General features: G+C 40.1%; 19 protein-coding genes. 10 read left to right on the top strand and 9 right to left on the bottom strand.

Features of this window, described 5'->3' with window-relative positions; all coding sequences use genetic code 11:
• Nucleotides 1-5: 5 nt before the first annotated feature.
• The 5 genes from IEE83_RS04475 to IEE83_RS04455 form a co-directional block, all read right to left on the bottom strand.
• Entirely contained in the window at nt 6-1,001 is a 996-nt protein-coding gene (locus tag IEE83_RS04475) for a glycosyltransferase (RefSeq protein ID WP_194119424.1), read from the bottom strand.
• 120 nt (nt 1,002-1,121) lie between these two features.
• On the bottom strand, nt 1,122-2,045 hold the full coding sequence (locus IEE83_RS04470; protein ID WP_194119423.1) for a YihY/virulence factor BrkB family protein: 924 nt from the start codon (nt 2,043-2,045) through the stop codon (nt 1,122-1,124).
• Nucleotides 2,046-2,056: 11 nt separating this feature from the next.
• Nucleotides 2,057-2,473: an acyl-CoA thioesterase gene (locus IEE83_RS04465; protein ID WP_194119422.1), complete on the bottom strand. Its 417-nt coding sequence runs from the start codon at nt 2,471-2,473 to the stop codon at nt 2,057-2,059.
• Nucleotides 2,474-2,520: 47 nt separating this feature from the next.
• Nucleotides 2,521-3,558 (bottom strand): endolytic transglycosylase MltG, encoded by a 1,038-nt coding sequence (mltG, locus tag IEE83_RS04460; protein WP_194119421.1) that lies wholly within the window; start codon nt 3,556-3,558, stop codon nt 2,521-2,523.
• Nucleotides 3,559-3,634: 76 nt separating this feature from the next.
• Complete coding sequence (locus tag IEE83_RS04455; protein ID WP_194119420.1) at nt 3,635-4,717, bottom strand: Ldh family oxidoreductase; 1,083 nt, start codon at nt 4,715-4,717, stop codon at nt 3,635-3,637.
• Nucleotides 4,718-4,988: 271 nt separating this feature from the next.
• On the opposite strand from IEE83_RS04455, the gene IEE83_RS04450 reads away from it, so the two are divergent.
• From IEE83_RS04450 to IEE83_RS04430, 5 genes are all read left to right on the top strand, one after another.
• Nucleotides 4,989-5,615, top strand: coding sequence for a DUF502 domain-containing protein (locus tag IEE83_RS04450; RefSeq protein WP_194119419.1), 627 nt, complete (start codon nt 4,989-4,991; stop codon nt 5,613-5,615).
• Nucleotides 5,616-5,700: 85 nt separating this feature from the next.
• On the top strand, nt 5,701-6,315 hold the full coding sequence (locus IEE83_RS04445; RefSeq protein ID WP_194119418.1) for a hypothetical protein: 615 nt from the start codon (nt 5,701-5,703) through the stop codon (nt 6,313-6,315).
• 68 nt (nt 6,316-6,383) lie between these two features.
• Nucleotides 6,384-7,628 carry a 3-phosphoshikimate 1-carboxyvinyltransferase gene (locus IEE83_RS04440; RefSeq protein WP_194119417.1) on the top strand — a complete coding sequence of 415 codons (1,245 nt, stop codon included), beginning with the start codon at nt 6,384-6,386 and terminating at the stop codon, nt 7,626-7,628.
• 74 nt (nt 7,629-7,702) lie between these two features.
• The gene (locus IEE83_RS04435) at nt 7,703-9,295 is read left to right on the top strand and encodes an FMN-binding glutamate synthase family protein (protein WP_194119416.1); all 1,593 of its coding nucleotides are present in this window, start codon (nt 7,703-7,705) and stop codon (nt 9,293-9,295) included.
• Between the two features lie 74 nt (nt 9,296-9,369).
• Nucleotides 9,370-11,043 carry a S8 family peptidase gene (locus tag IEE83_RS04430; RefSeq protein WP_194119415.1) on the top strand — a complete coding sequence of 558 codons (1,674 nt, stop codon included), beginning with the start codon at nt 9,370-9,372 and terminating at the stop codon, nt 11,041-11,043.
• Nucleotides 11,044-11,051: 8 nt separating this feature from the next.
• On the opposite strand, the gene IEE83_RS04425 is transcribed toward IEE83_RS04430, so the two are convergent.
• Nucleotides 11,052-11,591 (bottom strand): NUDIX hydrolase, encoded by a 540-nt coding sequence (locus IEE83_RS04425; protein WP_194119414.1) that lies wholly within the window; start codon nt 11,589-11,591, stop codon nt 11,052-11,054.
• A 76-nt stretch (nt 11,592-11,667) separates the two neighbouring features.
• On the opposite strand from IEE83_RS04425, the gene IEE83_RS04420 reads away from it, so the two are divergent.
• Nucleotides 11,668-12,567, top strand: a complete 900-nt coding sequence (locus tag IEE83_RS04420; protein ID WP_194119413.1) for a DUF2911 domain-containing protein — start codon at nt 11,668-11,670, stop codon at nt 12,565-12,567.
• A 73-nt stretch (nt 12,568-12,640) separates the two neighbouring features.
• On the opposite strand, the gene IEE83_RS04415 is transcribed toward IEE83_RS04420, so the two are convergent.
• The 3 genes from IEE83_RS04415 to IEE83_RS04405 all read right to left on the bottom strand — a co-directional run bounded on the left by IEE83_RS04415 (nt 12,641) and on the right by IEE83_RS04405 (nt 14,677).
• Entirely contained in the window at nt 12,641-13,249 is a 609-nt protein-coding gene (locus IEE83_RS04415; protein WP_194119412.1) for a trimeric intracellular cation channel family protein, read from the bottom strand.
• 128 nt (nt 13,250-13,377) lie between these two features.
• A complete protein-coding gene (locus IEE83_RS04410; RefSeq protein WP_194119411.1) occupies nt 13,378-14,199 on the bottom strand; it encodes a thymidylate synthase in 822 nt (273 codons plus the stop codon).
• Nucleotides 14,200-14,236: 37 nt separating this feature from the next.
• A complete protein-coding gene (locus IEE83_RS04405; RefSeq protein WP_194119410.1) occupies nt 14,237-14,677 on the bottom strand; it encodes an OsmC family protein in 441 nt (146 codons plus the stop codon).
• 333 nt (nt 14,678-15,010) lie between these two features.
• Between IEE83_RS04405 and IEE83_RS04400 the strand changes: the two genes are divergently transcribed.
• From IEE83_RS04400 to IEE83_RS04385, 4 genes are all read left to right on the top strand, one after another.
• Nucleotides 15,011-15,247, top strand: coding sequence for a 4a-hydroxytetrahydrobiopterin dehydratase (locus tag IEE83_RS04400; RefSeq protein WP_194119409.1), 237 nt, complete (start codon nt 15,011-15,013; stop codon nt 15,245-15,247).
• A 184-nt stretch (nt 15,248-15,431) separates the two neighbouring features.
• Nucleotides 15,432-16,142, top strand: coding sequence for a 16S rRNA (cytidine(1402)-2'-O)-methyltransferase (gene rsmI, locus IEE83_RS04395; RefSeq protein WP_194119408.1), 711 nt, complete (start codon nt 15,432-15,434; stop codon nt 16,140-16,142).
• A complete protein-coding gene (locus IEE83_RS04390) occupies nt 16,099-17,367 on the top strand; it encodes a lipoprotein N-acyltransferase Lnb domain-containing protein (protein ID WP_228101674.1) in 1,269 nt (422 codons plus the stop codon). The genes rsmI and IEE83_RS04390 overlap by 44 nt, the downstream gene beginning before the upstream one ends.
• A gap of 6 nt (nt 17,368-17,373) precedes the next feature.
• Nucleotides 17,374-18,168, top strand: coding sequence for an inositol monophosphatase family protein (locus IEE83_RS04385; protein WP_194119407.1), 795 nt, complete (start codon nt 17,374-17,376; stop codon nt 18,166-18,168).
• Nucleotides 18,169-18,211 lie beyond the last annotated feature (43 nt).

The following is an 18,211-nucleotide window of genomic DNA, read 5'->3' as shown; positions in this document are numbered from 1 at the left end:
ACAATTCAAAATGCTAAATCCTCCCTTCTATGGGCTTTTTTTTGCAGATTATTCAGATAAAACCGGTACAAACCATTTACAGGAAGATGCAAACGGCATAACATCACGATCATTTCTGTAAGGATTCCAGGGTTTTCAATGTAATTTAAAAGTGTGCGAAAACGAAGGGCCAGTTCAAATTCCTGGGCATAAAAACATTTTCTGATGAATGTTCTGATGCGCGCCGCCAATAAATCAAATTCCTCCTGATCACGATTCAGATCATAAGCTTTATTACAAACGATATAACAGGTTTCCAGCAGGCTATTTCCTTTTTTATAAATCTGAGTACTTAATGAACCAGGAACATTTCTTTTTCTGGTAAGCACTTCATCCTGATAAAAATATTTGTAGCGAACAGCCGATCTTACCCAAAGGTCAAAATCTTCAAAATCGAGTGTTTCGTCATAACCACCCATTTCAATCAGCATTTTGGTGCGCATCATCATGGTTGGTGTACAAATAAAATATTTTTCCAGAATGCTTTTGTAGACATCCCCCGAAGGAATCGATTTTTCAACTTTAAGATTGGTATCAACCGGGTAATGGAAATTCAGGATTCTGCCGTTAGCATCAATATACTGGGCATTGGAAAAGACAACGCCATAGTCATCTCCCAGACTTTCCAGTGCTTCCACCTGATGTGATATCCTGCCTGGCAGCATGATATCATCGGCGGCAAGATCAATGATATATTTCCCTTTGGCTAATGCAAGGCCCTGATTAAAAGCCCGGCACAATCCGAGATTTTCTGCATTTTTTATTAAGGTGAATTCAGGAAAATCGGATACAATATTTTCTATCAATAATACCGTTCCGTCACTACTTCCATTGTCAATAATGACAATCTGAAGATTTGGGTAAGTCTGGGCGAAAATTGAACCCAGTGTTTCCTTAATGTATTGCCCCTGATTAAAAGCGGTCAAAACCACAGTAACCAATGGCTTTTTTATTTCGTCCATCTATAACTTTTTTGTGTCACCTGTCCAGACTGCTATTGATCTAATACGAACAGGGCTTCTAAAAGTCACAAACTTATGAGAGATAAAGAAAGAGAAAGCAGACTACTTATTTAACGGCATTCAAGATTTTGGATTCAGCGTGTTATTTCTGGCAGAAGCGATTCCGGCATTAATTTCAAAACCAAAAATTAAGAGTAGGGCCAGTAAATAAAACCAGATCATAAGGGCGATCATCGTGCCAATTGAACCATACAATTTATTGTATGAACTAAACCGCGAAAGGTAAAATGAAAAACCATAAGTGGCGACCAAAATGAGTACAGAAGCAATGATCGATCCAATATTTACAAAAGCATATCGCCTTCCCTGGGACGGGGCAAAACGATAGATAATAGATATCGCCAACATTAATGCTGCAAAACTGACAAGATATCTGGTAATATTTAGTGAAGAAACAATCCATGTATCCTGTATAATATGCCAGTCACTGACAATTCCTTTCACCGCATCACCAACAATCAGCAGCACGATCAGCAAAAACATAACCGCGACAAGAATTACTGTCAACAATAATGCGACACCTCTTTGCGCCAGAAATCCTCTGGTTTTAATATCTTCATAAACCATGTCAAAGGAGCGCATCAGCGACATCATTCCATTTGTTGATGCGACAAGGGCAAGAATAAAACCAAACGACAAAACGCTGTTTCTAGGTCTGCTGATGATATCGGTGATGGTCTGGCGGGCGTCCTGATAAATCCCTCTTGGTAAAACCTCTTTTAAAATTTCAAGAATCTGATCATCCAGATTTTCAATAGGAATGTAGGGAACGAGGGTGAAAAGAAAGATAATTCCAGGGAAACAGGCAAGTGTTAAACTATATGCTACGGCCGAGGCACGCTGATCAATGTCATAACGGTGATTATTTTTCCGAATATTAGCCAGAATGTCATACAAGGAAACCGTTCCGCGAAGAAGCATCGTCGTTCGCAGCCATACAATAAGCCGCTTGATTTGCCGGTTTTTCAACAGTCTTTCAAGCATAGCAAGATATATTACAGAATCTGGAAATAAGGATTTAGTTTTTCCAGGAGTTTGGCCGGAGCAATGCAAAGTTTTGCATTGTCCATCCGCTGAAATACCAGCGTTGTTTCTCCTACATTCAACAAAACGTCATTCTGGTTTCTTATTTCATATTCAAAAACAACTCTTGTTCCCGGCAGTTTTTGCATCAAAACTTTTATGGTAAGCTCATCATCATAACGGGCCGGTTTTATATACCGCGACCGGTTTTCGTAAACGGGCATCATGACGCCCGTTTCTTCCATTTCCCTATAACTAAATCCGACGCTGCGCAAAGCTTCCACACGCCCGATCTCATAATATCTCGCATAATTTCCGTAATACACATAACCCATCTGATCTGTGTCGGCATAACGTACTCTTATCCCTTTAACTTCGTAAGCGAACATTTTCTATTGATTATAAGGCGTTTAAAATTAAAACGAACGCCCGAAACTTACTTCATAATTTTAAGCCTGTTCAATTCCGCCTGATACATCCGGGCATTATTCAGGTGATCTTCATAGGTTTTTGCAAAAGCATGATAACCCGAAAGGTCCGATTTTGCACACATGTACAGAAAATCATGTTTGCTATAATTTAAAACAGCGTCCAGAGAATTAAAATCTGCCACACGGATAGGTCCCGGAGGCAAACCAATATTTACATAGGTATTGTAAGGAGATTTTACACGAAGCTGCTCATTCAAAATACGTTTGATCGCAAAATCCTGTAAAGCATATTTAATCGTCGGATCGGCCTGTAACGGCATTGCTGCATTTAAACGATTGATATACAAACCTGCAACCATTGGTCTTTCATCTACTTTTCTGGCTTGTTCTTCTTCAACAATCGATGCCAAAATTGAAACCTGAACAGGCGTCAGACCAATTGTTTTTGCTTTTGCAACGCGTTCAGCGTTCCAGTATTTTTTATATTCACTATGCATTCTGTCAAGAAATTTTTCCGTTCCTGTTGTCCAGAAAATGTCATAGGTATTTGGCAAAAACATGGAAACAATCGTAGCCGTATCCAGTCCGTATTTCTTGCAAACTTCCTCACTGTTCATTGCCTGACGGAATTTATCTTCGCCAAACTCAAAACGGTTACCAATTCTTTTGATCAGATCTTCTTTTAATCTGATGTTATTAAAAGTAAGTTTCACAGGATCCTGTACGCCGGAAAGAAGTTTTTTAACGGCTTTGTAATTGCTGGTTTCAGGTTTGATCACATAACGTCCGGGTTTTACATTTTCGGTATACTTCAAAAGTTTAGCCAAAAAACGGAATGAAATATTGTCGTTGATCACCTTGTGTTTGTCCAAAGAATCAAGAACAGTCTGATAAGTTGCGCCTTCGGGAATTAATAATGCAAAGCTTTCTTTTTTCTCAACCTGTAAATTCGGTGTTTTGAAAATTTGCCAAAAGTAAAAAGTGAAAGTTGTTGTAAGAATTGCAATGACCAAAAACAATCCTACTTTGAAATTACGAGACATATATTGAATACGAAGTTTTTAAAAAACAACTGACCAAACCGGCAGCTGCAACAAGAGACAGTAATTATATTTTTTGTTAATCAATTCTGTTTTCAAATGCGATATTGAAGCGTTTTGCCAATTCGGCCAACGATTCCACGACAGGCTGTAAAAGTGAAATTCCTTCAACACTTCTAATGGCTTCCATTTCACGTTCAGGATCACCCGGAATGATTACCGATTTCCCTTCCACGGCTCTGGCACCTCTGAAAGCGCGGATCCATTTATCCATATCAAGTTTGAATTCATCAGCCGGCCGAAATCCATCAACACGCATAGCACCTAAAAAGTGTCCGGTACCCAGGCCAACTCCTTCATTTGCAGACATAAAACCTGCCGTTGCAAAAGGCGGAACCCAGGGCCCAAAATTCGCGCCGGAAAGTACGCCCGAAAAAATATCAACAATGGCACCCAGTCCGTATCCTTTATGACTTCCATGTTCACGGTCGGAACCCAGCGGCAACAATCCTCCCCCACTTTTCACAGCGTTGGAATCCGTTGTAGGATTTCCCTCTGCATCCTGAGCCCATCCCAACGGAGCCGGCAAACCTTTTCTTTGCAAAATTTCAAACTTACCATAAGCAACAGCAGTTGATGCAAAATCAGCAACAAAAGCGGGTTCCTCAAAAGCGGGAACGGCAACTGCCAATGGATTTGTACCTAATAATTTATCAAGGGAAAAAGTTGGCGTAACCAGCGGAGCAGCGTTTGTCATCGTCCAGCCGATCATATCTTTTTGCAAAGCCAGCATCGCATGATACCCGGCAATACCAAAATGATTTGAATTCCTGACAGAAACCCAGCCAGAACCTACTTTCTCTGCTTTTTCCATCGCAATTTCCATTGCTTTTGGCGCTACAACCAATCCCAAACCTCTGTCTCCATCCACGACAGCGGTACTTGGCGTTTCATAAACCACTTTTACATCAGGCGTCGGATTCAATCTTCCGTTGTCATATAACCGGACATAACCGGCCAAACGTGCGATTCCGTGAGAATCAACACCTCTTAAATCTGCACTAATTAGTACAGTCGAAGCCAAAGCGGCTTCCTCAGCCGAACATCCGATAGCCAGAAAAACCTCCTCAGTAAAATGTTTTAAGTATTCAGCCTGATACATATACGTTTACTAAATGAATTGCCAATATCTTCTAAAACTGATACAAAATTTTGAATTTTGCGTCTTAGCGGATGCAAATATCTGCATTCATCGTCCAGCTTACAATACTTATGTATAGTGATAAGGGTTTTACTTTCCGGATCAGAATAAAAAAGCATTTTGTGACTGACCGAATTTGAACTTAAAACCGTTGAAAACCGTAGTTTAAACAGGTATTAGCGGAGATTTCTACTTCCGCAAAAAATAATACGGCATGTTAGAATAAATTTTAATGGAAATTAAAAATACTTTCCTCAAACGCATACTGAGCTACTTTATCCGTGGCCTGGTTCTGGTAGCCCCTCTTTACGTAACTGTTATCATTATTGGCAGCGCTGTTGAATTCCTTGATAATATTATCCCGATCAATATTCCAATTTCAGGAAATCAGACCGTTTATCTTCCCGGCCTCGGCGTACTGATTATCCTGACAAGTATTATTCTGCTCGGTTTTGTTTTTTCAACGATCATCCCGCAGTCATTTTTCAAATTTACGGAAAGCATCCTGCGACGCATTCCGCTCGTCAGTCTGATCTATTACTCGATCAAAGATCTGGTCATGGCTTTTGTGGGGGATAAGAAAAAATTCAATCAACCGGTTTTGGTTACGATGTATAAGGATACGGGGATAAAGAAAATTGGTTTTATTACGCAAACCGATCTTAGTCATCTGCATATTCATGATCACGTGGCGGTTTACATGCCGATGTCCTATGCACTTTCGGGAGAATTATTTATTGTACCAACTGAAAATGTTTCCGTACTGGACGCAAAGTCCACGGACGTTATGAAAATGCTCGTATCCGGTGGAGTTTCATTGAAGGTGCCGCCGCATGAAGAGCATGATGACGAGGAGTGATTCGCCCGTGAAAGCCTAACAACAATGTAAACGGATTACCCGTTTAAAGAATGATTCCTTATCTTTGAGCCTTTCTATTTTCTTTATGAGATCAGTTCTGACATTACTAATTTTATTCATCCTGGGCAGCATCCCGGTTTGGGCACAGGATAATTACGACCCTAAAAAAGCTCTTTCAAGTGAAGAACTGTTTCTTAAACAAAGCGGCGACAGTCGTGTAGTTGGCGCTCCGGGGCAGAAATACATGGTTTTAGATGCTTCTCCGGTTCTTGGTGGTTTTCATCGTTACCGATTTTTCCCTGGTGATAACATCAAATTCCGGATGAAAAACGAGACGATCAAGTTTAATGAAACCATTGCCAATGTAACCGATTCGGCTTTTAGCATTGCTGTTATTAATGAAGCATTGGGACAAATGACTTATCAGTCTATTCCTTTGAAGGAAATTAAGCTGATAAAAACGCATCGTCGTATCCCTTTCATTTCTCAGGCAGCGACTTTGCTTCCTTTGGCTGGATTAATTTACATCGGCGCCGACTTTTTCAACAAAGGCATTGATAACAAGCGATATACAACGGACGCTTCAACTTTGATTGTTGGAGGAGCCATCATGGCTACCGGATTTATCTGTTATAAAATGACTTTTTCGACCTTGAAAATCAATGGCAGAAATAAGTTAAAAATATTAGAAACTTATTAAATTTTAAGGTTAAAAACCTGCTGCTACGCTGACTCACCGCATAATTTTGAATCTGAAATAATACTATTGTGAAATCCATTCTTGTACATCCACCACAAAATCCAATTCGTGCCGAAATCAAATTGGCAGCATCTAAAAGTGAATGCAACCGCGCGCTGATTATTGATGCCTTAACTGGTTTTCAATGTCAGCTTTCTAACATTTCAGAAGCACGGGATTCTCAAACGATGCAAAGGTTGCTAAAATCGGATGATGCCGTTGCAGATGTGATTGATGCAGGTACAACAATGCGTTTCCTGACAGCATATTTTACGGTAACAAATCAGAAAAAACGAATGACCGGAACGCCGCGTATGTGTGAGCGCCCGATTGGAATTCTGGTTGATGCGCTGAAAACATTAGGAGCTGATATTCAGTATGAAAATGTTCCGGGTTATCCGCCAATGCAGATAAATGGTTTTGAATATTCCGGTAACAATGAATTGAAAATCCGTGGTGATGTAAGCAGTCAGTATATTTCTGCTTTGCTTTTAATCGCGCCGTCTTTGCCCGATGGTTTAACTATCATTCTTGAAGGAGAAGTTGGGTCTCGTCCTTATATCGAAATGACATTGAAACAAATGGAATATTTCGGTATCGTTTATGAAGCGGACTGGGAAGCGAATATCATCAAGGTAAAACCATCAAAATACGAGCCAAAAAGTTACGCGATCGAATCAGACTGGTCCGGCGCGAGTTATTGGTATAGCATTGTTGCTCTGGCGGAAGATGCAGAAGTTGAATTGCTTGGCTTGAAAGAAAATTCGCTACAAGGTGATAGTGATATCGTCAATATCATGGCACATCTTGGCGTTCAAAGTACTTTCACTGAAAGAGGCGTGCTTTTGACAAAAATTCCTGCTGAAACTTCTCTGGCCTGGGATTTTACTAATTGCCCTGATCTTGCTCAAACAGTTGCTGTTTGCTGCGCAATGAAAAATATTCATCTGACGCTTACAGGAATTGAAAGTTTAAAAATAAAAGAAACAGACCGCGTTTTCGCTCTTCAGGAAGAACTCAAAAAACTGGGTGCTGAACTGAATGAAGTTGAAAAGAATTTGAAATACGAAGTTGTAAAAAAATCTGACTTCACTGCTACTTCTGTTCCTTCTATATTTACTTATGATGATCACCGTATGGCACTTGCTTTCGCGCCAATCGGTATGATTCACGACGTTATAATTGAAGAACCGGGCGTTGTAGTAAAATCATATCCCGGGTATTGGAATGACCTGGCAAAAGTGACAACCTGGGAAGAATTGCAGTTGTCTTAATATTCGTGAGGCCGTTATGTTATTTTGAAAATTGTTGCTAGCTTAACGGCCTCGCACACCACATTTGTAAGTTTATGACTGCATTTTTTGAGTTTTTTACCTCCGTGCCAATCTGGGCATATATTCTTATTATCCTGCTAATTTTTGCTCTTCGGGATATTTTTCAAAAGAAACATACAATTCAGCATAATTTTCCGCTACTCGGTCATTTCCGGTATATGATTGAGCAAATCGGACCGGAATTGCGTCAGTATATTGTGGCCAACAACAGGGAAGAATTACCTTTCAACCGCCGCCAGCGTTCCTGGATTTATGCGTCTTCCAAAATGGAAAACAATTATCAGGGTTTTGGCTCGGATCAGGATATGAACGAAGCTGGTTTTGTTTTTATCAAACCGGCGATGTTACCTTATAAATTGCCATTAAACCATCCGCATCACGCCGCAAACGGGAAAGATCCAAATCATTATACTATTCCTTCGGCCAAAGTAATTGGTGCTTATCACAAACGTAAACGTCCTTACCGGCCACATTCTGTCGTGAATGTGAGTGCGATGAGTTATGGTTCATTGTCGGCAAGAGCCATTGAATCGCTTAATAAAGGTTCGTTGCAATTCGGGAATTACCACAATACAGGCGAAGGCGGACTTTCTCCTTACCATCGTTTTGGTGCCGACGTGGTCTTCAATATGGGTACGTCCTATTTTGGTGTACGCGATCATGAAGGTAATTTCATGATGGAGAAACTGGTCAAAATGACTCAGACAAATCCGTTTGTCAGGTTGATCGAACTAAAACTTTCCCAAGGCGCTAAACCTGGAAAAGGCGGCGTTTTGCCGGGAAGTAAAATAACAGCTGAAATCGCAGAAATTCGTCAGGTTCCGATGGGGAAAGATGTCGTTTCTCCTCCATATCACAGCACATTTTCTGATGTGCGCGGTATGATTGATTTTATTGAACAAATGGCTGAGGAAACCGGTCTGCCTGTTGGAATTAAAGCCGCCATTGGAAAAATAGATATGTGGGAACAGCTGGCCGATCTTATGGTGGCAACCGGAAAAGGTCCCGATTTCATTACCATAGATGGTGGCGAAGGCGGAACCGGAGCAGCGCCTCCTTCTTTTGCTGATCATGTGGCTTTGCCGTTTGTTTATGGATTTAGTACGGTTTACAAAATTTTCCAGGCCAGAAATCTTACGGATAAAATTACATTTATCGCTTCCGGGAAACTGGGACTTCCTGCACAAGCTATCATGGCTTTTTGCATGGGTGCTGATATTGTGAATGTTGCAAGAGAAGCGATGATGTCAATCGGCTGTATTCAGGCACAGGCTTGTCATACAAACCGCTGTCCAACCGGAATTACCACTAATAACAAATGGCTGGAAGCAGGTCTTGATCCGACTTTAAAAAGTGAACGTTTCCATAATTATATGAAAACGCTGGCAAAAGAAATTATTGAAATTACCAATGCAGCAGGTTATGAACATCCTTGTCAGCTTGGTATGGACGATATTGATATTTCCATGGGAGACAATAATGTTACCAGATCACTCGCTCAAAACTACGGCTATTTAAAAACGCCGGTTCCGTACAAAAACATCCAGGAACTGCTTGATTGTTCAAATTTAGGAGGAAAAAATGCACCGGTAGAAAGTATTGCTTAAATTGGGCAACACTTCCGGATATTCAGGCGTATGATTTGATAAAAAGAAGTGATTATCAACAAATGCTGTGAAAAATGAAAATCAAACTTTTACTTGTTGCTTCTTGCATTTTATTCTTTTTATCGAATTTCAGCCAGGCTCAAACCAATCCGAGATATTTAATTTTATTTAAGGATAAAACCGGCTCTCCTTATGCTGTCAGCCGGCCAACGGAATTTCTGTCAGCCAAGGCTATTTCCCGCAGAACAAATCAAAATATAGCCATTACCGAGCATGATTTCCCTGTAAATCCTGCTTATGTGAAAGCCATTGCTCAAACAGGCGCCAGCATTATTTATTCTTCCCGCTGGTTTAACGGCTCACTTGTTGAAGCTTCCGCATCACAGCTTGCAGCTATAAAAAATCTTGCTTTTTATAAAGGAATTGAACAAAATCATGCGCTGGCAAACCTGACAACACCATCGGCAGGCTTATCCAGAACTGCAAAAATAGCTGAAACACAATCCACAACAGCTGATCTTGATTACGGTCTGATGCAGCAGCAACTTGCTTTAATTGGTGTAGACAAATTACATCAGGAAGGTTTTCATGGAGAAAATATGCTGATTGGCGTTTTGGATGCGGGTTTTAACCGTGCCAATGAACTCAATTATATGAAACCGATTTTTGATGAAAACCGGATCATTGACACACATGATTTTATCACAAGAGAAAGCAATGTTTATGACGATGATTCGCATGGTATAAACGCATTATCGACCATAGCCGCTTACCAGCCCGGCACCATGATCGGCGCTGCTTTTAAGGCCTCCTTTGCGCTATATCGAACAGAAAATGTTTTTATGGAATCTCCTTATGAGGAAGTTACCTGGCTAATGGGGGCAGAACGGGCGGATAGTGTAGGCGTTGATATAATCAGTTCTTCACTTGGTTACAATACTTTTGACGATGAATTTGATTCTCCTGAATACAACTATACCTATCAAAATATGGATGGGAAAACTACTATCATTTCCCGAGCAGCAAGATTTGCTACAAGAAAAGGGATTTTGGTTGTAAATTCTGCCGGAAATGAAGGAAATAAGGCCTGGCATTATATCACCGCTCCTGCGGATGTGGATTCAGTAGTCAGTGTTGGTGCAACTACTCTGGACAGAAGTTATGCTGCATTTAGTTCGGTAGGACCGAATTCCATTGGACAACTGAAACCTGATATTTCTGCCGTTGGATCAGGAGCAGTTGTTGGTAACAGCACCGGAACAGGTTCCGCTACAACAAGCAGCGGAACATCATTCTCAGCTCCACAAATCGCCGGACTTGCTGCAATACTTTGGCAAGCTTTTCCAAAACTTACTGCCCAGCAAATAATCACTGCTTTAAAAAAATCCGGAAATCAGGCTTCTAATCCTGATAATCTTTTAGGTTTTGGTGTGCCAAATGGTGCTCTGGCGGAAGCCATTATTAAAAATGATTTTGTTCTCCTTGGTACCGAACCGGATGTTTTAAATGATATTATTCTTTCCCCAAACCCGGTCCAACAGGATTTAACTTTGACTTTTCCGGTGTCGCTAATTGGAAAAAAATCAACATTAAGTCTGATTTCACAAAGCGGAAAAACGATCTGGCAAAATCAGCATGTACTGAATTCGACTATACCGCTTCCAACCAATTCTCTTAGTGCGGGTTTATACCTTATAAAAGTTGATGTATTAAACCGGAGTCGTACTTTGAAATTTGTGAAGCAGTAGTAGCTATTTTAAATCAAAGCAGTTTTCCTGACCATCCGCATCAGCGATTCCGAATCATTTAAAAGATGGATATCTCCAACAGGTATCCACTGAACATCTTTTGATTCAATATTGATCACAAGTTCGTTTTCAGGATTTGCTTCAAATACAAAACGGATATCGTAATGATAATGTGCCGGGTCTTTGCTGTTGGCAGGAATTAAATGTACATCTACATCAAATACTCCGTCTTTTGCCAGTTTAAGATTTGACGCACCTGTTTCTTCTTCCACTTCTTTTTCTGCAACGTGGCGCACGTCAGGATCCCCGTCTGCATGTCCGCCAGGTTGGAACCAGCGATCCAGTTTCCGGTGGTGCATCAATAAAACTTTATCCCGATCCGGCGAAACTACCCAGCCGGAAGCTGTTACATGACCGATTTGTAATGTCCGTTCAAAACATTCCGGATTATCATTCACAAATTGTTTTGTTTCGAGGTACATTTCTGTTTCAAGGCCCTCAGTCGGCGTGTAGGAATCAAGTAAAGAAAGTAAGCTGCTTCTCTTCATTTAATAGGCTATGTAATTATTTCATTCTAATTTCACCACAAGTTTAACAGATCAAAAAACAAACATCATTACCCAAATGAAAAAGTATTTATTAACGCTCACTTTTGCTATCGCTCTTGCATCAGCCACCATTGCACAGCGTACGCCACAGGCAAGTCCGGGAGCAACCATAATCCAGACTGTTGGAATTACTGATTTTACCGTAAAATATTCTCGTCCAGGCATTAAAGGACGCGCAGTTTTTGCAGACAAGTCTCCAATTGCTCCGATCGGACAATTATGGAGAACAGGCGCTAATCAGCCAACAATTTTTGAATCTTCTACTGATTTTACTTTTGGCGATAAAAAAGTACCAGCCGGAAAATATGCACTTTTTTCTATTCCTGAAAAAGCAAAATGGACCGTGATTTTGAATAAAAATCTGAACGCCAGTACTGATATTTATAAAGAAACTGAGGACGTTGCCCGTATTGATGTAACCCCTGTTTCAGGAGAAGCAACAGAATCATTTGAAATCAGTTTTTCGAACGTAACCGATTCTACATCATTTATGAATATTGCCTGGGGAACGGTAAAAGTGCCTGTCAAACTTTCATTAGCAACACAGGAATTAACGATTGCATCGCTTGACAGAGCAGTTCAGGACAAACCGGAAGATGTTGCTACTTTGCAAAGCGCCGCAGGTTACTACCTGTCAAAAAATATCGATTTGAGAAAAGCTTTGTCTCTTGCTGACAAGGCAATTGGTTTGAAAGAAGGCTGGTCAAATCTTTGGATTAAGGCACAAATCCTTGACAAATTGGGTAAAACTTCGGAAGCATTGCCGCTAGCACAAAAAGCATTGACCGTTGGAGCGGCAGCTCCGGATGGTGCTTATGATTTTTACAAAACACAAATAGCAAAAGCCATTACGGATATGCAGGCAAAAGTTCCTGCAAAAGAAGTTGCTAGCAAAGGCAAGAAGAAAAAGAAATAATATCAGTAATGAAACTAAAACGACCGGCTCAATCACTGAACCGGTCGTTTTATATTTATAAACAATTATAATTTTATCTAAAAAATCTCGGAACACTCCATTCATAACGAACCGCCAGAATCCGGATCGCAATAATTACCAGTGAAGCAGCGATAAAAGCAACATTTCGCTCCGCCCCTGCCCTGTCCAGAACCAGATAAGAAACCGCTCCTGCCAAACAGGCCGTTGCGTAAACTTCTTTCCGATAAATAATCGGAATTTCGTTATTCATCATATCACGGACAACACCGCCCATAATCGCAGTAAACACGCCCATAATCGCTGCAATTTCCGGCCGCACTCCCAAGTGAAGAGCTTTTTCCGTTCCTACAATGGTGAAAAGTGCAATTCCAAAAGTATCGAACAAAAATAAAGTTCTTCTTAAACCAATTAGGTATTTGTAGAAAATGAAGGTTGTTAAAATTCCTGCTATGATGGCGTAAAGAATCGTAATGTCACTTATCCATACCAAAGGATAACTATCTAAAAGTACATCACGCATTGTTCCTCCGCCAATTGAACAAAGAAAAGCAGTAAAACTAGCACCGAACCAGTCCTGATGTTTCTGGTCTTTAACGGAAAGAGCGCCGGAAATTGCAAATGCAAAAGTCCCGATGATCTCTAATATATATTGGATACTCATTTTAATTTCTAATGTCGGGCGTGACGTCCGACAACAACTTGTTAAGCAAAAAAATTGGATAAAAGACTACATGCTAATCACTTAACAACATTAGTCTTTTATCCGTTCTATATAAACAATACGAAAAATTAAACCGCTACCGGTGCTTTAATTCCGGGCCATGGATTATAATTTTCCAAAGAAAAATCTTCAAATTCAAAGTCAAAAACACTTTTAATTTCCGGATTTAATACCATTTGGGGCAAAGGACGGAATTCCCTGCTCAATTGTAATTCAACCTGATCCAGGTGATTGCTGTAAATATGCGTATCACCACCAGTCCAGACAAAATCGCCGAGATCAAGATCACATTCCTGGGCGATCATCATCGTTAACAAAGCATAACTGGCGATATTAAACGGAACGCCTAAAAATACATCTGCACTTCTTTGATAAAGCTGGCAGGACAATTTTCCTTTCGTCTCACCTTTATCCGTATCAGGAGGCGCCACATAAAACTGAAATAAAGCGTGACAAGGTTGCAGCTTCATTTGTGAAAGTTCCGACGGATTCCATGCCGAAACCAGAATTCTTCTTGAATCCGGACTGTTTTTCAACAGATTTAAAATTTCCTGCAACTGGTCAAAAGACTTTCCGTTTGCACCTTCCCAACTTCTCCACTGCTTACCATAAACCGGACCAAGATCGCCGCGTTCATCCGCCCATTCGTCCCAGATCGAAACACCATTATCTTTCAGATATTTGATATTAGTATCACCTTTCAAAAACCAGAGCAGTTCATAAATAATGGATTTGGTATGCACCTTTTTGGTTGTCACAAGTGGAAAACCTTCTTTCAAATTAAAGCGCATCTGGTAAGCAAAAACACTGATTGTTCCTGTTCCGGTACGATCCGTTTTACGAACTCCGTTATCTAAAATGTGGCGAAGTAAATCGTGGTATTGCTGCATTCTGAATATATTTTACCGGAAATAAATTTCCTTATTATTAGCTTTTTAATACTGCCGATTCAATTTCTACACTATGCGTAATGGTTGCAAGCGCTTCCAGCTGTGCAGTAGCAGAGCAATATTTTTCCATTGAAAGCGCAATAGCACGATCAATTTTTTTCTCATCAAGATCGTTTCCTGCGAATTTGAAAGTCAAATGAATATTACGGAACGGACTGCGTTTTGTTCCTTCTTCCTCCACACGGTCGCCGTCAGCAGTTACACGAAAATCAGTAATATCCTGTTTTTGTTTCTTCAAAATAAGAACAACGTCAATTGCGCTGCAACTTGCCAATCCCATTAATAATAACTCCATTGGTCTGACACCAGCACCAACGCCACCGATTTCAGGAGATCCGTCGGTATGTACTTTTACTTCTGATGATCCTGTTCCTTCAAAATGAAATGCGTCATTTACACGCACTAGTTCTACTTTCATAATTATTTCCTGATTTTTCCGGCCTGCCGGAATTTGACAATCTGACGGATACTGGCACTTTAAAATGCAAATATACTTCATCCATGTGGAATCGGCTATTTGCTATTAAAATTTATAAATGAGGTTTTATCCTAGTATATTCGGTCAAATAATGTTTTTTATAAGACCTGACAATAGAACATAAATCAATATACTTTTCGTTTAAAAATATTGATTTAAGTGATGAATTGTAATTATCAGGATGCCTTACAAAACATAAGAAACTGTTAAACAGAATGTTAATTCAGTTTAATTGCACAAAATTTTCATTAGTAAGACTTAAATATTCAGGCAATGTGGAAAGAAGAAGATGACAAGCTAAAACGTACTTTCGTTTTTAAGGACTTCAAAAGCGCTTTTGCCTTTATGACAAAAGTCGCCGAAGTTGCTGATGAAATGGATCATCATCCATGGTGGTCAAACGCATATAACAAAGTTAACATAGAATTAAACACCCACGACGCCGGCGATAAGGTAACCGAAAAAGACAAAACCCTGGCCAACAGAATTGATTTGATTTTTTCATCGTAGGGGCAATCCCTTGTGGTTGCCCGGAAATCACGACCAAAACCGAACCGAAATAAAAACCAAAAAGAATAAAGAAAATAAAGATAGCCCAAAGAAAATTCATGGATGAGAACGGGTAACCACGAGGGTTACCCCAACGGGCGACCCCGAAAAATCCACCAGATAATTCCAGAATTAAATTTACCAAATGAAGCTTTACATAGTACCAACGCCAATCGGCAACCTTGAAGATATTACCTTACGTGCCATCAACGTATTAAAAAGCGTGGACGTAGTTTTAGCAGAAGACACCAGAACTTCCGGTCAGTTGCTGAAACATCTGGGTATCAGCAAACCCATGCACAGCTATCACATCCATAACGAGCACCAAAGCATAACGAGGATTATAGAGAGAATTTTAAAAGGAGAAACCATGGCACTGGTCTCAGACGCCGGGACACCAGCTGTTTCGGATCCTGGATTTCTTCTGGTCAGAGAATGTATAAAATATGGCATAACAATAGAATGTCTGCCCGGCCCGACAGCCTTCGTACCAGCTTTGGTTAATTCCGGATTGCCAAGTGACAGATTCACATTCGAAGGATTTTTACCTCATAAAAAAGGCAGACAAACCAGAATGCAAAATCTGGTAAACGAAGACAGAACGATGATTTTCTACGAATCACCGCACCGATTAATAAAAGCATTACAGCAATTTGCAGAATACTTCGGCGCCGACAGACAAGCTTGTGTATCCCGGGAACTGACTAAAATTTATGAAGAAAACGTTAGAGGTACGATACAGGAAATTATTACCTATTTTTCAGAAAAAACGATCAAAGGCGAAATCGTGATTATTGTTGCGGGTAAAGCTGATGAAAAGAAAAAATCCTCCGATTACAGCGACGACCAAAATTAACATGACAAAATTTTTGAAACTCAACAGCAATCCAATCCGAAGAATCGTAACAGGTTTCTTTCCGATATTATTTTTTCTGATCACTTTTTTCATTCAAACCGCTAATGCGCAATTTGGCACATTAAGTCCGCAGGCAAAAGTCAGTTTGGTTACTGTCGGGCCTGGGCAGGAATTATATTCTGGCTTTGGCCATAGTGTTTTGTGGATTTATGATCCGATAACCGGTTTGGATAATGCTTACAGCTATGGTTCATTTAGTTTTCAAACTGGAAATTTTTATATCAAATTTCTTCGTGGAACATTGCCTTACACCATTTCGGTAGCACCATTGAGACTGGAAGCACCGTATTGGCAGGCTGAAAACCGCTTCATTAAAGAACAGGTTTTAAATCTTTCCCCTACTCAAAAACAAAAACTTTACAATTATCTCGAAACAAACCACTTACCTCAAAACCGGGAATATCAATACAAATTTTTCTATGACAATTGCTCAACCCGTCTTTCAGATGCATTAAAAGCAGCAGCGGGTGATAGTCTAACTTTCCCGGGTTATACAAAGGATACCCTAAGTTTCCGTCAATGGATTGACAGATATGCATATAAGCAAAAACCCTGGTCGGATTTCGGGATGGATCTGGCCATTGGTGCGCCTTCTGATGAAATTGCAACGCCGGCTCAGGCAACATTTTTACCAGACAATTTAAGCAGTGCTTTTGCCGATTCCAAAATCAAACTCAATGGTCAAACTTTGCCATTGGTAGCAGAAACAAGAGATCTTTATGTCGCAACTCCTGTTGAAAAAGGATTTGAAATTACACCTATGATATTTTTCTGGGCATTGGCTGCGCTGGTTTTGGCATACACTTTTTATCAATCCAAAAAAGAGACTGTCAATTTCACCTTTGATAAAATTCTTTTTACAATTGTGGGGTTAGTTGGCTGGTTAATTCTGCTTTTATGGTTTGGAACCAATCATGGCGTGACAACCTGGAATTATGATATTCTTTGGGCGTTTCCGCTTTGGATGCCTTTAATTTGGTATATTTCAAAAGACAAAAAACCGGCCTGGTTTCAGTTTGTGCTGATTTTTTATGCAATACTTTTGATGGCATCGACTGCAAACCTGGTAAAACATAATTTCGTAGTGATCCCAATTTTGGTGATACTGATCACAAGGGTTTATTACATTAATAATTCACTTTCTAAAATCCCGCAAAAAGGATAGTAACGCATGGATCTGGAATTGCTGACCAAACAAACCATAGAAATTGTAAAACAGGCTTCTGCATTTATTCAACGGGAGGCAAAATCTTTTTCAAGAGATAAAATTGAATATAAAGAACTCAATAATGTTGTTTCTTATGTAGACAAAGAGGCAGAAAAAATGCTTGTTGCCGGGCTAAGTAAAATTCTCCCGGAAGCAAGTTTTATTACAGAAGAAGGAACAACCGGACAAGAACCGGATCCGGAAGCACTAAACTGGATTATCGATCCTTTGGACGGCACAACAAATTTCATTCATGGAATTCCTGTTTATTGTGTAAGTGTTGGTCTGGCTAGAGGAAAAGAACTGCTTGTAGGCGTCATTCACGAACCAAGTCTGGATGAGGTTTTCTTTGGCTGGAAAGGTGGCGGAGCCTGGTGTAATGAAAAGAAAATGTCCGTTTCCAGTGTTAAAACGTTACAGGAAAGTCTGATCGCAACAGGTTTTCCGTATTATAAATTTGAAAAACAAAAACGCTATATGTACATTCTGGAATTGCTTATGCAAAAAACGCATGGTATCAGAAGAATGGGCGCGGCAGCGGTTGATCTTGCTTATGTTGCAGCCGGACGTTTTGACGGATTTTATGAGTACAATCTGAATTCCTGGGATATGGCGGCCGGTGTGCTTTTGATCAAGGAAGCAGGCGGAACGGTAACAGATTTTAACGGCGGTGACAATTATCTTTTTGGAGGTGATATTATTGCTGGTTCAGGCGGACACGCGGAACTGGTAGCTGCAATCAAGGATAATTTCAATTAAAACAAATAGACAAACTAACCGGTATTATTTAAATTGGATTTCA

This window comes from Dyadobacter subterraneus (assembly GCF_015221875.1).
In the GTDB taxonomy this organism is placed as follows: Bacteria; Bacteroidota; Bacteroidia; order Cytophagales; family Spirosomataceae; genus Dyadobacter; species Dyadobacter subterraneus.
The sequence above is the reverse complement of the archived record's forward strand: the minus strand, read 5'-3'. Positions and strand labels throughout refer to the sequence as shown.

What these genes read in the sequence shown, in the direction of transcription:
- IEE83_RS04455 (WP_194119420.1), bottom strand. Translation starts at nt 4,717, where the DNA reads ATGTATCAGGCTGAATACTTAAAACATTTTACTGAGGAGGTTTTTCTG.
- IEE83_RS04465 (WP_194119422.1), bottom strand. Translation starts at nt 2,473, where the DNA reads ATGTTCGCTTACGAAGTTAAAGGGATAAGAGTACGTTATGCCGACACA.
- IEE83_RS04430 (WP_194119415.1), top strand. Translation starts at nt 9,370, where the DNA reads ATGAAAATCAAACTTTTACTTGTTGCTTCTTGCATTTTATTCTTTTTA.
- IEE83_RS04470 (WP_194119423.1), bottom strand. Translation starts at nt 2,045, where the DNA reads ATGCTTGAAAGACTGTTGAAAAACCGGCAAATCAAGCGGCTTATTGTA.
- IEE83_RS04420 (WP_194119413.1), top strand. Translation starts at nt 11,668, where the DNA reads ATGAAAAAGTATTTATTAACGCTCACTTTTGCTATCGCTCTTGCATCA.
- IEE83_RS04425 (WP_194119414.1), bottom strand. Translation starts at nt 11,591, where the DNA reads ATGAAGAGAAGCAGCTTACTTTCTTTACTTGATTCCTACACGCCGACT.
- IEE83_RS04390 (WP_228101674.1), top strand. Translation starts at nt 16,099, where the DNA reads ATGAAAAGAAAAAATCCTCCGATTACAGCGACGACCAAAATTAACATG.
- IEE83_RS04410 (WP_194119411.1), bottom strand. Translation starts at nt 14,199, where the DNA reads ATGCAGCAATACCACGATTTACTTCGCCACATTTTAGATAACGGAGTT.
- mltG (WP_194119421.1), bottom strand. Translation starts at nt 3,558, where the DNA reads ATGTCTCGTAATTTCAAAGTAGGATTGTTTTTGGTCATTGCAATTCTT.
- IEE83_RS04400 (WP_194119409.1), top strand. Translation starts at nt 15,011, where the DNA reads ATGTGGAAAGAAGAAGATGACAAGCTAAAACGTACTTTCGTTTTTAAG.
- IEE83_RS04475 (WP_194119424.1), bottom strand. Translation starts at nt 1,001, where the DNA reads ATGGACGAAATAAAAAAGCCATTGGTTACTGTGGTTTTGACCGCTTTT.
- IEE83_RS04385 (WP_194119407.1), top strand. Translation starts at nt 17,374, where the DNA reads ATGGATCTGGAATTGCTGACCAAACAAACCATAGAAATTGTAAAACAG.
- IEE83_RS04445 (WP_194119418.1), top strand. Translation starts at nt 5,701, where the DNA reads ATGAGATCAGTTCTGACATTACTAATTTTATTCATCCTGGGCAGCATC.
- IEE83_RS04405 (WP_194119410.1), bottom strand. Translation starts at nt 14,677, where the DNA reads ATGAAAGTAGAACTAGTGCGTGTAAATGACGCATTTCATTTTGAAGGA.
- IEE83_RS04450 (WP_194119419.1), top strand. Translation starts at nt 4,989, where the DNA reads ATGGAAATTAAAAATACTTTCCTCAAACGCATACTGAGCTACTTTATC.
- IEE83_RS04435 (WP_194119416.1), top strand. Translation starts at nt 7,703, where the DNA reads ATGACTGCATTTTTTGAGTTTTTTACCTCCGTGCCAATCTGGGCATAT.
- IEE83_RS04415 (WP_194119412.1), bottom strand. Translation starts at nt 13,249, where the DNA reads ATGAGTATCCAATATATATTAGAGATCATCGGGACTTTTGCATTTGCA.
- rsmI (WP_194119408.1), top strand. Translation starts at nt 15,432, where the DNA reads ATGAAGCTTTACATAGTACCAACGCCAATCGGCAACCTTGAAGATATT.